The organism is Leclercia sp. 29361, assembly GCF_011290365.1.
Lineage (GTDB): Bacteria > Pseudomonadota > Gammaproteobacteria > Enterobacterales > Enterobacteriaceae > Enterobacter > Enterobacter tamurae.
Map to the genome: position 1 here is coordinate 521560 of NZ_CP049786.1, position 15410 is coordinate 536969.

15 protein-coding genes are annotated in these 15410 nt (G+C 57.2%); 9 read left to right on the forward strand and 6 right to left on the reverse strand.

What is annotated here, in order from left to right:
* Position 1: 1 nt before the first annotated feature.
* Positions 2-346, forward strand: a complete 345-nt coding sequence (locus tag G7090_RS02490; RefSeq protein WP_166181410.1) for a gamma-glutamylcyclotransferase — start codon at positions 2-4, stop codon at positions 344-346.
* Positions 347-383: 37 nt separating this feature from the next.
* Here the strand turns inward: G7090_RS02490 and G7090_RS02495 are convergent, their stop codons facing one another.
* Both G7090_RS02495 and ppa read right to left on the reverse strand, forming a co-directional pair.
* Positions 384-1967: a methyl-accepting chemotaxis protein gene (locus tag G7090_RS02495; RefSeq protein ID WP_166181411.1), complete on the reverse strand. Its 1584-nt coding sequence runs from the start codon at positions 1965-1967 to the stop codon at positions 384-386.
* Between the two features lie 221 nt (positions 1968-2188).
* Complete coding sequence (gene ppa / locus G7090_RS02500; protein ID WP_166181412.1) at positions 2189-2719, reverse strand: inorganic diphosphatase; 531 nt, start codon at positions 2717-2719, stop codon at positions 2189-2191.
* 309 nt (positions 2720-3028) lie between these two features.
* Here ppa and ytfQ point away from each other — a divergent pair, with 309 nt between their 5' ends.
* From ytfQ to G7090_RS02525, 5 genes are all read left to right on the forward strand, one after another.
* Positions 3029-3985, forward strand: coding sequence for a galactofuranose ABC transporter, galactofuranose-binding protein YtfQ (gene ytfQ / locus G7090_RS02505; RefSeq protein ID WP_166181413.1), 957 nt, complete (start codon positions 3029-3031; stop codon positions 3983-3985).
* A gap of 127 nt (positions 3986-4112) precedes the next feature.
* Positions 4113-5615 (forward strand): galactofuranose ABC transporter, ATP-binding protein YtfR, encoded by a 1503-nt coding sequence (ytfR, locus tag G7090_RS02510; protein ID WP_166181414.1) that lies wholly within the window; start codon positions 4113-4115, stop codon positions 5613-5615.
* A 10-nt stretch (positions 5616-5625) separates the two neighbouring features.
* Positions 5626-6651, forward strand: a complete 1026-nt coding sequence (ytfT, locus tag G7090_RS02515; protein ID WP_166181415.1) for a galactofuranose ABC transporter, ATP-binding protein YtfT — start codon at positions 5626-5628, stop codon at positions 6649-6651.
* Positions 6638-7639, forward strand: coding sequence for a galactofuranose ABC transporter, permease protein YjfF (gene yjfF / locus G7090_RS02520; protein WP_106994084.1), 1002 nt, complete (start codon positions 6638-6640; stop codon positions 7637-7639). Before ytfT ends, yjfF begins: the two co-directional genes overlap by 14 nt.
* A 93-nt stretch (positions 7640-7732) precedes the next feature.
* On the forward strand, positions 7733-9301 hold the full coding sequence (locus G7090_RS02525) for a methyl-accepting chemotaxis protein (RefSeq protein WP_166181416.1): 1569 nt from the start codon (positions 7733-7735) through the stop codon (positions 9299-9301).
* On the opposite strand, the gene G7090_RS02530 is transcribed toward G7090_RS02525, so the two are convergent.
* Together G7090_RS02530 and fbp are read right to left on the reverse strand one after the other, a co-directional pair.
* The gene (locus tag G7090_RS02530) at positions 9276-9632 is read right to left on the reverse strand and encodes a LysR family transcriptional regulator (protein ID WP_166181417.1); all 357 of its coding nucleotides are present in this window, start codon (positions 9630-9632) and stop codon (positions 9276-9278) included. The two genes, G7090_RS02525 and G7090_RS02530, sit on opposite strands and share 26 nt — an antisense overlap.
* Before the next feature lie 159 nt (positions 9633-9791).
* A complete protein-coding gene (gene fbp, locus G7090_RS02535; RefSeq protein WP_166181418.1) occupies positions 9792-10790 on the reverse strand; it encodes a class 1 fructose-bisphosphatase in 999 nt (332 codons plus the stop codon).
* A 179-nt stretch (positions 10791-10969) separates the two neighbouring features.
* Here fbp and mpl point away from each other — a divergent pair, with 179 nt between their 5' ends.
* Positions 10970-12343, forward strand: a complete 1374-nt coding sequence (mpl, locus tag G7090_RS02540) for a UDP-N-acetylmuramate:L-alanyl-gamma-D-glutamyl-meso-diaminopimelate ligase (protein WP_166181419.1) — start codon at positions 10970-10972, stop codon at positions 12341-12343.
* A gap of 106 nt (positions 12344-12449) precedes the next feature.
* Here the strand turns inward: mpl and yjgA are convergent, their stop codons facing one another.
* Entirely contained in the window at positions 12450-13001 is a 552-nt protein-coding gene (yjgA, locus tag G7090_RS02545) for a ribosome biogenesis factor YjgA (protein WP_106994089.1), read from the reverse strand.
* 95 nt (positions 13002-13096) lie between these two features.
* Here yjgA and pmbA point away from each other — a divergent pair, with 95 nt between their 5' ends.
* Positions 13097-14449 carry a metalloprotease PmbA gene (gene pmbA / locus G7090_RS02550; protein ID WP_166181420.1) on the forward strand — a complete coding sequence of 451 codons (1353 nt, stop codon included), beginning with the start codon at positions 13097-13099 and terminating at the stop codon, positions 14447-14449.
* Between the two features lie 54 nt (positions 14450-14503).
* Positions 14504-14887 (forward strand): cytochrome b562, encoded by a 384-nt coding sequence (gene cybC / locus G7090_RS02555; RefSeq protein ID WP_166181421.1) that lies wholly within the window; start codon positions 14504-14506, stop codon positions 14885-14887.
* A gap of 67 nt (positions 14888-14954) precedes the next feature.
* Here the strand turns inward: cybC and G7090_RS02560 are convergent, their stop codons facing one another.
* Positions 14955-15110: a Hok/Gef family protein gene (locus G7090_RS02560; RefSeq protein ID WP_156653786.1), complete on the reverse strand. Its 156-nt coding sequence runs from the start codon at positions 15108-15110 to the stop codon at positions 14955-14957.
* Positions 15111-15410: the final 300 nt, after the last annotated feature.

Genomic DNA, 15410 nt, shown 5'->3' on the forward strand with positions numbered 1-15410 from the left:
AATGCGAATATTTGTTTACGGCAGTTTACGAACCAAGCAAGGCAACAGCCACTGGATGACCAACGCCCAGTTGCTGGGAAATTACAATATTGAACACTACCAGTTGTACAGTCTGGGCCACTATCCAGGCGCGGTTCCGGGGAACGGAACGGTACAGGGTGAGGTTTATCGTATTGATAACGCTACGCTGGCCGAACTTGATGCCTTGCGCACCAAGGGCGGGGAATACGCTCGCCGGTTGATCCAGACCCCCTACGGCAGTGCATGGATGTATGTGTACCAACGTTCGGTCGACGGCCTGACGCTGATTGAAAGCGGTAACTGGTTAGACAGAGACCAGTACTGAGATAAACAACGCCACCTTCGGGTGGCGTTGTTTTTTATTAAACTCCTTCCTGGCGCAGTTTAAAGATCTGCACCGTCTCCAGCAGCTGTTCGGCCTGACGATGCATCGCCTGCGCCGCAGCAGACGACTCCTGCGAGAGCGTGGCGTTTTGCTGCGTGGCGGCGTCCATATGGGTAACGGCCACGTTCACCTGATCGATGCCAGTGCTCTGCTCGTGGCTTGCTAACGAGATCGCCTCAATCAGCTCACTTACCTTGCTGACGCTGTGCAGAATACCCGCCATGGCGGCTCCGGCCTCTTTGACCTGACCGTTACCCTCGTCGATGCGGCTTACGGAACGATCGATAAGCACGCGGATCTCTTTGGCGGCCGAGGCGGAGCGCTGGGCCAGGGCACGCACTTCGGCAGCCACCACCGCGAATCCACGGCCTTCGGTTCCCGCTCGGGCGGCTTCGACCGCGGCGTTCAGCGCAAGAATGTTGGTCTGGAAGGCGATGCTGTCGATCATGCTGATGATAGCGTTGATTTCGCTGGAGAAATTATGGATCTCGCTCATGGTGTGCATGGCACGTTCCACGGCTTCTTCTCCCTGACGCGCCACCTGGCGGGCATCGCGGGCCAGATCGTTGGCGGTGCGCGAATGCTCAGCGTTGCTTTTTACCACCGAGGTCAGCTCTTCCATCGAGGCGGCGGTCTGCTCCAGGGCGCTGGCCTGGGCTTCGTTACGAGAAGAGAGTTCATGGCTGCCGCTGGCTATCTGTGCCGAGGCGGTGGCGATGGTCTCGGTGCCACTGCGCACTCCGGAGACGATGCGGGTCAGGTTGATGTTCATCTCCTGCAGGGCATGCATTAGCTCAGCCGTCTCATCGCGACCGGCGACCGTAAAGCGGGACTGCAAATCTCCGGCCGCCACAGTACGGGCAATGTTCACCGCCTGCGCCAAAGGGCGGGTGATGCTGCGGATTAACCACCAGGTCACCAGCATTCCGGCGCCGAGAGTTAATGCCATCGTCAGGACCAGCATCCAGCGGGTCTGCTGATAGCGAGCCTGGTTCTGGTCAGCGATCTGCTGGTGGAGCACTTTTGCGTGCTGCAGGGTATTCGCAACCACCTCGTCGATCATTCGGGTGGGCTCGCGGTCAATGCCGGTGACCTGTTTATCCACGCGCTGGGCGCTGGTGACATCCCCGGGCTGATAATCCGTCAGCGCTTTCAGGTACTGCTGCTCCAGCCCGGCATGGATCTCACGGGTTGCCAGCACCTCGCGATTATCCATCCCGATTTCAGGCAGCAGGTCGCTCAGGTGGGTGAGCAACGCCTGGGTAGCCTGACTCTCGCGGCTAAAGGCGGTCTTGTATTTATCGAAGGCCTCCTGCCCCTGGGCTCCCCGCAGCAGGGTGTTCTTCCACTCCTGCACCTGGATCTTGAACTGCACCTGGGCGCTACGCGCGGTATCGATGCTTTCGGTGATGGACTGCTCCATCGCCATAATCTTTTGCTGCTGCGTCAGGCTGTCGTTATTAATAGCCAGTCCGCGCAGGCCAGTGAAAAGGGTCGCAAGCAGCAGCAGTGCGGCCAGCAAACCCAGCCGCTGGCCAATTGTAAGGGTGTTGAGTTTCATCTGAAGCAGGTATTTCCCTGGTTGAATAAAGCGATCGTGATCACGTGAACAGGGTATCGACCCGCGACAGACAGACTTTAAGGGAGCAAAGGGGGATTTGGGCAGGATAAAGGCGCTATCTCATTAATACGTGTAGAGAAAGTGGATATGTGACAGTTTCGTGACAATTGGCGGGCATAAAAAAGCCCCGACAAGTCGGGGCTCTCTTCACGCAGAAAGAATTACTTCTTATTCGCGCGTTCGAAAGAGGCAACGATTTCAGCTTTTGCCGCTTCAGCGTTGTCCCAGCCGTCAACCTTAACCCATTTGCCTTTCTCGAGATCTTTGTAGTGCTCGAAGAAGTGGGTGATCTGCGCTTTCAGCAGTTCTGGCAGGTCGTTCACATCATTGATGTGATCGTACTCTTTGCTCAGTTTGGTGTGCGGTACCGCAACCAGTTTCGCATCTTCACCAGCTTCGTCGGTCATTTTCAGCACGCCAACCGGACGGCAGCGGATAACCGCGCCTGGCTGCAGTGGGTATGGGGTTGGGACCAGCACGTCTACCGGGTCACCGTCCAGAGACAGGGTGTGGTTGATGTAACCGTAGTTGCACGGATAGAACATCGCGGTAGACATGAAACGGTCAACGAACAGCGCGCCAGTGTCTTTGTCGATTTCGTATTTGATAGGATCAGCGTTCGCCGGGATTTCGATAACTACGTAGATGTCTTCCGGCAGTTCTTTACCCGCTGGGACGTTGAGTAAGCTCATGTCTGTGTCCTTTAAAATGATTGGTAATCAAGTGGCGAGTATTATAGCCAACTGGCACGGAATGTCTTCGCCTGTTTTCGCTATTACCCGCTCCCTGATGTCACTATCAGCCCTTTATCATGACAAGATAATCCATAAACTCAGCCGCTTTTTTAATGGTCCAATGAAAGCGATTACAAACTTGTGATTAACGTTTTATTCACTTCTTCGAAGTGTGATGTAACACACTCCGTTACATCTCGCATTGTCTATAGTTTTTTCGCAGAACACCTTTTACCCAACAATAAACTACCCTACGAGGACGTTCTTATGTGGAAGCGCTTACTTCTTGTCACAGCAGTTTCAGTAGCCATGTCGTCTATGGCAATGGCCGCCCCATTAACCGTAGGATTCGCACAAGTCGGCTCGGAATCAGGCTGGCGAGCGGCTGAAACCAACGTCGCGAAAAGCGAGGCCGAAAAGCGCGGCATCACGCTGAAAATCGCGGATGGTCAACAAAAGCAGGAAAACCAGATCAAAGCGGTACGCTCTTTTATCGCCCAGGGCGTTGACGCCATCTTCATTGCACCGGTGGTGGCAACAGGCTGGGAGCCGGTACTGAAAGAAGCCAAAGATGCCGAAATTCCGGTCTTCCTGCTCGATCGTTCCATCGATGTAAAAGACAAATCTCTCTATATGACTACCGTCACTGCCGACAACGTTCTGGAAGGCAAATTAATCGGTGAGTGGCTGGTGAAACAGGTGGATGGCAAGCCGTGTAACGTGGTTGAGCTGCAGGGCACCGTTGGTGCCAGCGTGGCCATCGACCGTAAGAAAGGCTTTGCCGATGCCATCTCCAAAGCGTCAAACATCAAGATTATCCGTTCTCAGTCCGGCGACTTCACCCGCAGTAAAGGGAAAGAGGTTATGGAGAGCTTCATCAAAGCCGAGAACAACGGCAAAAACATCTGCATGGTTTACGCCCATAACGACGATATGGTGATCGGCGCCATTCAGGCCATTAAAGAAGCGGGTCTGAAACCGGGCACCGATATCCTGACCGGCTCCATCGACGGCGTGCCGGATATCTATAAAGCGATGATCGACAAAGAGGCCAACGCCAGCGTTGAGCTGACGCCAAACATGGCAGGCCCGGCCTTCGACGCGCTGGAAAAATTCAAGAAAGACGGCACCATGCCGGAAAAAGTCACCATCACCAAATCCACCCTCTACCTGCCTGATACCGCGAAAGAAGAGTTAGAGAAGAAGAAAAATATGGGCTACTAAGCCCCTCACCCCAGCCCTCTCCCCGCAGGGGAGAGGGAGAAAGGCAGGGCGGAGCTGGGACTTAACCATTGGCACGATAAATTCCCTCTCCCCCACGGGGAGAGGGTTAGGGTGAGGGGGAAGCAGTATGACCACAGACCAACACCAGGAAATCCTCCGCACAGAAGGATTGAGCAAGTACTTTCCCGGCGTAAAAGCGCTGGATAACGTTGATTTCAGCCTGCGCCGTGGTGAGATTATGGCGTTGCTGGGAGAGAACGGCGCCGGGAAATCCACGCTGATCAAAGCCCTGACCGGCGTCTATCATGCCGATCGCGGCACCATCTGGCTGGAAGGCCAGGCCATATCGCCCAAAAACACCGCCCATGCCCAGCAGCTGGGGATCGGCACGGTCTATCAGGAAGTGAACCTGCTGCCGAACATGTCGGTGGCCGATAACCTGTTTATCGGTCGCGAGCCGCGGCGTTTTGGCTTTTTGCGCCGCAAGGAGATGGAGGCCCGCGCCACCAGACTGATGGAGTCCTACGGCTTTTCTCTCGACGTGCGCGAACCGCTGAACCGTTTTTCAGTGGCGATGCAGCAGATCGTCGCCATCTGCCGCGCCATCGATCTCTCCGCCAAAGTGCTGATCCTCGATGAACCCACCGCCAGCCTGGATACCCAGGAGGTGGAGATGCTCTTCACCCTGATGCGCCAGCTGCGCGATCAGGGGGTAAGCCTGATTTTCGTCACCCACTTCCTCGATCAGGTGTACGAAGTGAGCGACCGCATTACCGTCCTGCGTAACGGCAGCTTTGTCGGCTGCCGTGAAACCCGCGAGCTGCCGCAAATCGAGCTGGTCAAAATGATGCTCGGCCGCGAGCTGGAAACCAATGCCCTGCAGCGTGCGGGCCGTACCCTGCTCAGCGAGAAACCCATTGCGGCGTTCAAGGATTACGGCAGGAAGGGCACCATTGCCCCCTTTAACCTCGAGGTGCGCCCTGGCGAAATCATCGGCCTGGCGGGGCTACTGGGCTCCGGTCGGACCGAAACCGCGGAGGTGATCTTCGGTATCAAGCCTGCCGACACCGGCAGCGCGCTGATCAAAGGCAAACCCCAGGCGCTGCGCTCCCCGCATCAGGCCTCCAGCCTCGGGATTGGCTTCTGCCCGGAAGACAGGAAAACCGACGGGATTATTGCCGCCGCCTCGGTGCGCGAAAACATCATTCTGGCCCTGCAGGCCCAGCGCGGCTGGCTGCGACCGATCCCGCGTAAAGAGCAGAACGCCATTGCCGAGCGCTTTATTCGCCAACTGGGGATCCGTACCCCGAGTGCGGAACAGCCGATCGAATTTCTCTCCGGCGGCAACCAGCAGAAGGTGCTGCTGTCGCGCTGGCTGCTGACCAAACCGCAGTTCCTGATCCTCGACGAGCCGACGCGCGGTATCGACGTAGGGGCGCATGCGGAGATCATCCGCCTGATCGAAACCCTCTGCGCCGACGGCCTGGCGCTGCTGGTTATCTCGTCGGAGCTGGAGGAGCTGGTGGGCTACGCGGATCGGGTGATCATCATGCGCGACCGCCAGCAGGTGGCCGAGATCCCGCTGGACGAACTCTCCGTTCCGGCAATCATGAACGCCATTGCGGCATAAGGAGTAGATCGTGATGCCACGTTCACTTTCTCAGACCGGCGAGCCGAAGCGCCGCTTCCGCTGGCCCACCGGTATGCCGCAAATCATTGCGCTGCTGCTGGTGTTGCTGGTAGATAGCCTCGTTTCGCCGCATTTTTATCAGATTATCCTCCAGGATGGCCGCCTGTTCGGCAGCCCGATTGATATTTTAAACCGCGCCGCGCCAGTGGCTCTGCTGGCGATTGGCATGACGCTGGTGATCGCCACCGGAGGGATCGACCTGTCGGTAGGGGCGGTGATGGCTATCGCCGGGGCCACCGCGGCCTCGATGACCGTGGCCGGACACAGCCTGCCGGTAGTGCTGCTGGTGACCCTGGGCACCGGGGTGCTGGCGGGGTTGTGGAACGGCATCCTGGTCGCGATCCTCAAAATACAGCCCTTCGTCGCCACCCTAATTTTAATGGTGGCCGGACGCGGGGTGGCGCAGCTGATCACCTCCGGGCAGATCGTCACCTTCAACGCCCCCAATCTGGCGTGGATCGGCAGCGGTTCGCTGCTGTTCTTCCCGACGCCGGTGATCATCGTGGTGGTAACGCTAATTGCCTTCTGGCTGTTCACCCGCAAAACCGCGCTCGGGATGTTTATTGAAGCGGTGGGGATTAACATTCGCGCGGCGAAAAACGCCGGGGTCAGTACCCGCCTGATGGTGATGCTGACCTACGTCTTAAGCGGGGTATGCGCCGCCATTGCCGGGATTATTGTTGCGGCGGATATTCGCGGGGCGGATGCCAACAACGCCGGCCTGTGGCTGGAGCTGGATGCCATTCTGGCAGTGGTGATCGGTGGCGGGTCGCTGATGGGCGGGCGCTTTAACCTGCTGCTGTCGGTGATTGGCGCGCTGATTATCCAGGGGATGAACACTGGGATCCTGCTGTCCGGCTTTCCGCCGGAACTCAACCAGGTGGTGAAAGCGGTAGTGGTGCTCTGCGTGCTGATCGTTCAGTCGCCGCGCTTTATCAGTCTTATTAAGGGGATGCGTGGCCATGATAAAACGTAATTTACCGCTAATGATCACCCTGGGCGTGTTCGTGCTGGGCTATCTCTACTGTCTGACGCAGTTCCCCGGCTTTGCCTCGACGCGGGTGATCTGCAACATCCTGACCGATAACGCCTTCCTCGGGATCATTGCCGTCGGCATGACTTTCGTGATCCTCTCCGGCGGGATCGACCTCTCCGTCGGGTCGGTGATCGCCTTTACCGGCGTCTTCCTGGCGAAAGCGATCGGCTACTGGGGGATCTCCCCGCTGCTGGCTTTCCCGCTGGTGCTGGTGATGGGCTGCGCCTTCGGGGCCTTTATGGGCCTGCTGATCGACGCCCTGAAGATCCCGGCGTTTATTATCACGCTCGCCGGGATGTTCTTCCTGCGCGGGGTCAGCTATCTGGTGTCGGAGGAGTCGATCCCGATTAACCATCCGGTCTATGACACCCTCTCCAGCCTGGCGTGGAAAATTCCCGGCGGCGGTCGGCTGAGCATTCTTGGCCTGATCATGCTGGGGGTGGTGGTGATCGGTATCTTCCTTGCCCACCGCACCCGCTTCGGCAACGAGGTGTACGCCATCGGTGGCAGCGCGACCTCCGCCAACCTGATGGGCATCTCCACCCGCAGTACCACCATTCGCATCTATATGCTCTCCACCGGGCTGGCGACGCTGGCGGGGATCGTCTTCTCCATCTACACCCAGGCGGGCTACGCCCTGGCAGGAGTGGGCGTGGAGCTGGACGCCATTGCCTCGGTGGTGATTGGCGGCACGCTGCTCAGCGGTGGCGTCGGCACGGTGCTGGGAACCCTGTTCGGGGTGGCAATCCAGGGGCTGATCCAGACCTATATCAACTTCGACGGCACCCTCAGTTCGTGGTGGACCAAGATTGCGATTGGCATCCTGCTGTTTATCTTTATCGCCCTGCAGCGTGGTCTGACGGTGCTGTGGGAGAACCGCCAGAGCTCGCCAGTCACCCGGGTGAGCACCACCACTCTCAAGCGGTAACCCGCTGAATTTTCGCAATGTCTAAATCTTTTCCGGTAGCGGCCGATAACCCTTAATTCTGTCCAGATTTATCTCGCTACCGGAAATTACATCATGCTGAAAACGCTATCGATTCGTACCGGCTTGCTTTCGTTACTGGCCGTCATGACCCTCCTGCTGCTGCTCGTTAGCGGTATTGGCATTTATGCCCTCACGCAGAGTTCCGCTTCACTGCAGCGCATTAATCATCTTCAGGGCGAGCAACTGGTGCAGCTCAATTCGGGCTACACCCTGATCCTGCGCGCGCGCAACGAAGCGGGGCAGGCCGTTCGCATGATGGAGGTGGGCCTGCTGGATGACGCCGCCAAGTCGGTGAAAAACATCAATGACGAAATCACCCAGGCACAAACCACGTTGAAAAACGTGATCGATAGCGGAGTGGACGATCCAGAAGGTGAAGCGCTGCTGAAGAAGGTTGCGGCGAGCCTCGCGGCCTATAACGCCCAGGGGATCGTGCCGATGCAGAACGCCCTGAAAGCGCAGAGTGCCGATGCGTATTACGATCTGCTGGAGAACCATCTGGTGCCGGTGGCGCGTCAGTTTGATAACGACATGCAGGCCTTCCAGACCTGGAGCGAAAGCCGCGGCAAAGCCGAAGTGGCGGCGGTGCAGGCGAGTAAAAGTAAGGTGATGATGCTGATTATTGTCGCCGCGCTGCTGACCGCGGGCATCATTGTGCTGGCCTGGCTGGCCCTGCGCCATATGCTGCTCAAGCCGCTCTCCACCTCCATCGCCCAGCTGGAACATGTGGCCGCCGGGGATTTGACCCACGCCCTGACCGCGCCCGCCAGCCAGGAGTTTAACCGCCTGAATGCCGCCATCGAAGAGATGCGCCAGTCGCTGATGGGCTCGGTGCTGCGCGTGCGCGACGCCAGCTCGCAGATCGACACCGGCAGCCGGGAGCTGACCGCCGGTAACATGCACCTGGCCCAGCGCACGGAAACGACCGCTACCTCTCTGGAGCAGACCGCAGCCAGCATGGAAGAGCTCACCGCCACGGTGAAACAGAACGCCCACAACGCCGAGCAGGCGCATCAGGTGGCGAAGACGATGTCTGATACCGCCGATCGCGGCAGCGAAATGGTCTGCTACGTGATTGAGAAGATGCGCGACATCTCCGGCAGCGCCGGCCGTATCGCCGATATTCTCAGCGTTATCGACGGCATTGCCTTCCAGACCAATATCCTGGCGCTGAACGCCTCGGTCGAGGCCGCCCGCGCGGGTGAGCAGGGCCGTGGTTTCGCGGTGGTGGCCGGGGAAGTACGTATCCTCGCCAGCCGCAGCGCCGATGCGGCAAAAGAGATCCGCACTCTGATTAGCGATTCGCAGTCACACGTCAGCGAAGGCAGCGAGCTGGCGCAGCAGGCGGGTGAAACCATGGATGAGATCGCCACCGAGGTGATGCGCATGACCCGCCTGATGCGTGAGATTGCTAACGCGTCGCACGAGCAGAGCCGGGGGATTGAGCAGGTGAATATTGCGGTCAATCAGATGGACGAAACCGCGCAACAAAACGCGGCGCTGGTCCAGCAGTCTTCCGCCGCGACGCGCTCGCTGGAAGAGCAGTCCCGCGAGCTGATCGAGGCGATGTCGTCCTTTAAACTGTCGATGCAACAGGCATAGCGTTATCACATTCCGGCGCCGCAGCAGGCGTCGGGATGCTCTCACCCATGGACGGCGCGCTGGCGATATGGTCGTGGATCAAGCCCAGCAGCTTTTCCATCTCGGCGGTCAGGTGCAGCGCATAAGGCGTTGGCTCAAGAAACAGACCCTTGCGGTTAAACAGCGGCGCATTAAAAAGCATCCCAAAGCGTTTCAGCGCCAGGCTCACGGCGGGTCTGGACATATCAAGACGTAAAGAGGCTTTGGCCATGCTCCCGCACCTGACGACTTCAATAAATACCGGAATCAGATTGAGGTCGATCCCAGTGGATGAGCGAGAGAGATTTTTCATTTCTGCTGATTTCCATTGAACACTATTTGAACGCCGTAATGATGACGGATTGATTCAGCGGGTTACAGCAGCATTTTTATATAGCTTTATACCAACACCGGTATAAATCGTTGGAAAAATAAAAGGGGCCTTGCGGCCCCTTCTGGTCAAACTCAACCATCAGGCATCCGGGTATTCACGGATTAAGCGTTCAACATCTTCCACCATATGATCGTTGCCGACGAAGAACGAACGGCGCTGGTGCAGACTCTCAGGAATGATATCCATAATCCGCTCTTTACCGTCGCTGGCTTTGCCGCCCGCCTGCTCCGCGAGGAAGGCCATCGGGTTGCACTCGTACAGCAGACGCAGCTTACCTTCCGGGTGGCTGGCGGTGCTTGGGTAGAGGTAGATCCCACCTTTCAGCAGGTTGCGGTGGAAATCCGCCACCAGGGAGCCGATATAACGTGAGGTATAGGGACGCTGGGTGGCAGTATCCTCTTCCTGGCAGAATTTAATGTATTTCTTCACCCCGGACGGGAATTTGATGTAGTTCCCTTCGTTGATGGAGTAAGTGCTGCCTTTCTGCGGGTAGCGCATGCGCTCCTGGCACAGGCAGAACACGCCCAGCGACGGATCGTATGTAAAGGCATGCACACCGCAGCCGGTGGTGTAGACCAGCATAGTGGAGGAGCCGTAAACCACATAGCCTGCCGCAACCTGCTTGTTGCCCGGCTGCAGGAAATCTTCTTCGGTTACCGGGGTGCCGACAGGGGTAACGCGGCGGTAAACAGAGAAAATGGTGCCGACAGAGACGTTAACGTCGATGTTGGAGGAGCCATCCAGAGGATCCATCAGAACGACATATTTTGCGTGTTCACACCCTTCAAAGACTACGATTTCGTCTTCTTCTTCGGAGGCGATCCCCGCCACGATGTCGCGTGCGCGCAGTGCAGCTTTCAGTTTTTCATTCGCGAACAGATCGAGTTTCTGTTGAACTTCGCCCTGCACGTTTTCAGCACCGCTGGCACCCAGGATATCGACCAGACCGGCCTTGTTGATATCGCGATGGATGATCTTGGCGCCCAGCTTTATTGCCGACAACAAAGCAGTGAGTTCACCGGTAGCATGCGAGAACTCGTGCTGCTTTTCGACAATAAATTCACCTAACGTTTTCATAACACCTTCCCTGCATTGGATGTTGAGTAAAGTTGTTGATGCCCAACAATCTTAACAAACTTTCAAATCTTCGCGCAGAGGTGAATCGCGCCAGCTAGGTACAGATTTTCCTGAAATGCGTTTCTCTGCCGCAGACATATGCGTAAAATGTGCGCCACATTGAAGAGGGATAGTGACGTATGCGCATTCATATATTGGGGATTTGTGGCACTTTCATGGGCGGCCTGGCTATGCTGGCGCGCGCTCTTGGCCATGAGGTGACAGGTTCGGACGCCAATGTGTATCCGCCGATGAGCACGCTGCTGGAAAACCAGGGCATCTCACTGATTGAAGGGTACGACGCCAGCCAGCTGGAGCCGCAGCCGGATCTGGTGATCATTGGTAACGCCATGACCCGTGGAAATCCGTGCGTGGAAGCCGTGCTGGAGCGCAACATTCCTTACATGTCTGGCCCGCAGTGGCTGCATGACTTTGTGCTGCGCGATCGCTGGGTTGTTGCTGTTGCGGGGACGCACGGCAAAACCACCACCGCCGGAATGGCGACCTGGATCCTCGAAGCCTGCGGCTACAAGCCGGGCTTTGTGATCGGCGGTGTACCGGGGAATTTCGACGTTTCTGCCCGCCTGGGCGACAGCCCGTTCTTTGTCATTGAAGCGGACGAATACGACTGCGCGTTCTTTGACAAGCGCTCTAAATTTGTTCATTACTGCCCGCGCACCCTGATCCTCAATAACCTTGAGTTCGATCATGCGGATATCTTCGAAGACCTGAAGGCGATTCAGAAGCAGTTCCACCACCTGGTGCGTATCGTGCCGGGCCAGGGGCGCATCATCCTGCCGGAAAACGACGTCAATCTGAAGCAGACCCTGGCGATGGGATGCTGGAGCGAGCAGGAGCTGGTGGGCGAGCAGGGCCACTGGCAGGCGAAAAAACTGACCAACGATGCCTCCCAGTGGGAAGTGCTGCTGGACGGTGAAAAGGTCGGGGAGGTGCACTGGGCGCTGGTGGGCGAACACAACATGCATAACGGCCTGATGGCGATTGCCGCCGCCCGTCATGTGGGGGTGCTGCCTGCCGACGCGGCGAATGCGCTGGGATCGTTCATCAACGCCCGTCGCCGTCTTGAACTGCGCGGCGAAGCGAACGGCGTGACGGTGTATGACGATTTTGCCCATCACCCGACGGCGATCCTCGCGACGCTGGCGGCTCTGCGCGGCAAAGTGGGCGGCACGGCACGCATTCTGGCGGTGCTGGAACCCCGCTCCAACACCATGAAGATGGGCATCTGCAAAGACGATCTCGCCCCGTCGTTAGGCCGTGCGGATGAGGTCTTCCTCCTGCAGCCGCAGCACATTCCATGGCAGGTCGCAGAAGTCGCGGACGCCTGTATTCAACCTGCGCACTGGAGTGCGGATGTCGATGTGCTGGCGGATATGGTGGTGAAAGCCGCTCAGCCGGGGGATCACATTCTGGTGATGAGCAACGGCGGGTTTGGTGGGATCCATCAGAAGCTGCTGGACGGTCTGGCGAAGAAAGCAGCAGTAGCAGAGTAATAAAAAAGCCCGGTGGCGCTAACGCTTACCGGGCCTACATTTCGTGCGCATTTGTAGGCCGGATAAGGCGTTTACGCCGCCATCCGGCGAACAGCATGCACGAGGATTAACTTTCGGCTTCCGCCAGTTCACGCAGATACTGGAAGATCAGACGCGCAGACTTCGGCGGCTTATTCCCTTCTTTCTCTTTCTTGGCGTTACGGGCAAGCGTGCGCAGCTGCTGGCGGTCGGCGTCTGGCCACAGGTTCAGCACCTCCGCCAGGGCGTCATCGCCATTATCAATAAGACGATCGCGGATCTGCTCCAGCTTATGGAACAGGGCAACCTGCTGGTTGTGGCGGTTTTTCAGCTTATCCAGCGCCTGGCGGATAGGCTCTACGTCGCGCTGACGCAACATTTTACCAATCAACTGAAGCTGGCGGCGACGGCCCTCTTTCTTGATGCGCTGTGCCAGTTCGATGGCGGCACGCAGATCCGGATCGAGCGGGATTTTATCCAGCGCGTTCTTACCCAGCTCTACCATTTCCGCACCAAGCTGTTTTAACTCTTCGGCGTCGCGTTTAATTTCACTTTTACTGACCCAGATGATCTCATCATCTTCGTCTTCGATGTCATCACCGGGAACGTCGTCGAGCCAGTCTTCGGGCTGCTTAGTCATGTCAGGCTCCTTAAAAAAAGAGGCTAATCTTACCAGTTTAGGCGCGTACTGAGAAACGGTTCTCTGATAGACTTCAGCTAACTACACCTTACATTATGGCATTTACGATGAAAGTGATCTCACAAGTTGCAGCACAGCGTAAAGCACTGGAAGAGGCCGTCTCCATGGCCCTGGAGCTGGCGTCAGCGAAATCCGACGGGGCAGAAGTCGCCGTCAGTAAAACCACCGGCCTGAGCGTCAGCACCCGCTATGGCGAAGTGGAAAACGTTGAATTTAATAGTGATGGCGCGTTAGGGATTACTGTTTATCACCAGAACCGTAAAGGCAGCGCCTCCTCCACCGACCTCAGCCCGGACGCTATTGCGCGTACCGTGCAGGCGGCGCTGGATATCGCCAGCTACACCTCCCCGGATCCTTATGCGGGCGTGGCAGACAGAGAATTACTGGCCTTTGAGGCCCCGGATCTGGATCTGTTCCACCCGGCAGAAGTGACCCCTGACGAAGCCATTGATTTCGCCGCGCGTGCAGAACAGGCCTCCCTGAACGCCGATAAGCGCATTACCAACACCGAAGGCGGCAGCTTTAACAGCCACTACGGCATTAAGGTGTTTGGCAACAGCCACGGCATGCTGCAGGGCTACAGCTCCACCCGCCACTCGCTTTCCAGCTGCGTCATCGCTGAAGAGAACGGCGACATGGAGCGTGATTACGCCTACACCATTGGCCGCGCGCTGGGCGATCTTCAGTCCCCAGAGTGGGTTGGGATGGAGTGCGCAAAACGCACATTGTCCCGCCTCGCTCCACGAAAACTGTCTACCATGAAAGCACCGGTGATCTTCGCCAATGAAGTGGCGACCGGGCTGTTCGGGCATCTGGTCGGGGCGATCGCGGGTGGCGCGGTGTACCGTAAATCGACCTTCCTGCTCGACGCGCTGGGTACGCAAATTCTGCCAGAATGGCTGACCATTGAAGAGCACCCGCACCTGCTGAAAGGGCTGGCGTCTACGCCGTTCGACAGCGAAGGCGTGCGTACGGAGCGTCGCGATATCATTAAAGACGGCGTCCTGACCCAGTGGCTGCTGACCAGCTACTCCGCACGCAAACTGGGGCTGCAAAGCACCGGCCATGCGGGCGGCATCCACAACTGGAGGATACCTGGTCGTGGCCTGAGCTTTGAGCAGATGCTGAAAGAGATGGGCACCGGGCTGGTGGTAACCGAGTTGATGGGCCAGGGCGTTAGCGGCGTGACCGGCGATTACTCGCGCGGGGCGTCCGGCTTCTGGGTCGAAAACGGTGAAATTCAGTATCCGGTGAGCGAAATTACCATCGCCGGCAACTTAAAGGATATGTGGCGCAATATCGTGACGGTGGGCAACGATATTGAAACCCGCAGTAATATACAGTGTGGATCGGTGTTGTTACCGGAGATGAAGATCGCCGGCCAGTAATACTCAAGCGCACTCCGGTGCGCTTTTTTTTAATAATAAAAAAGGAAGTGAGCAATGCGTAAACATCTGTTAGCAATCGTCGCAGCTTCAACGCTGGTAATGAGTACGTCGGTTTTGGCTGACCTGGAAGACAACATGGACACCCTCAGCGAAAATCTGAAGGTGGTGCAGAAAACGGACAATGCGGCGGAAATGGAAGACGCCCTGACCAAAATGCGTACTGCTGCGGTGGATGCGCAAAAAGAGACCCCGCCGAAGCTGGAAGGCAAAGCGGAAAACAGCGCGGAGATGAAAGATTTCCGTCACGGTCTGGAGACGCTGGTGGGGCAGATTGACGGCGCGCTGAAGCTGGCCAACGAAGGCAAAGTCAAAGAAGCACAGGCGGCGGCCGATGGGTTTGTCACCACGCGTAATACTTATCACAAAAAATACCGTTAATGGGTGCCTGAGCCTTACGTCCTCTCCCGTGTGCGGAGGCGCACTAAACGCCTCCGCCTGTTTGCTCCTACAATCCGGAGCGACAATCCATTTGCGCTATCACTTCAAGGGAACCGTTTCGGAAACGGATCTCGCAAAGCGTTTTCCGCGTCACCAGCGTTAAGATGATTATTGTCAAAGAAATGATCATCAAAACCCTGATACTGGGATCTCTGCGTTTCATGGATGCCTCCTTGCTTTTAAAGCGGGCGAGGTAGCGAACTCCACGGTGTGACGTGTCGTTTCGAGCCCCCGCCCTGATTTTTAGTCAGGCGGGGCTTTCCACTTCCCGTCCCATGCATGAGACGGTCAGTCTCAAGCACCCACGGCCACTCTATCCAATCCGCATAAGAAAACCTTATCCAGCTCACATTTCTACGAGTCTGCTCGTAAACTTTTTCACTTCCACAACGCCGCTTTACCCGCTCAGGAGCGTGATATTCATCACGTAAACCCAGCGAATTATCATCATTCAGCGCAATTA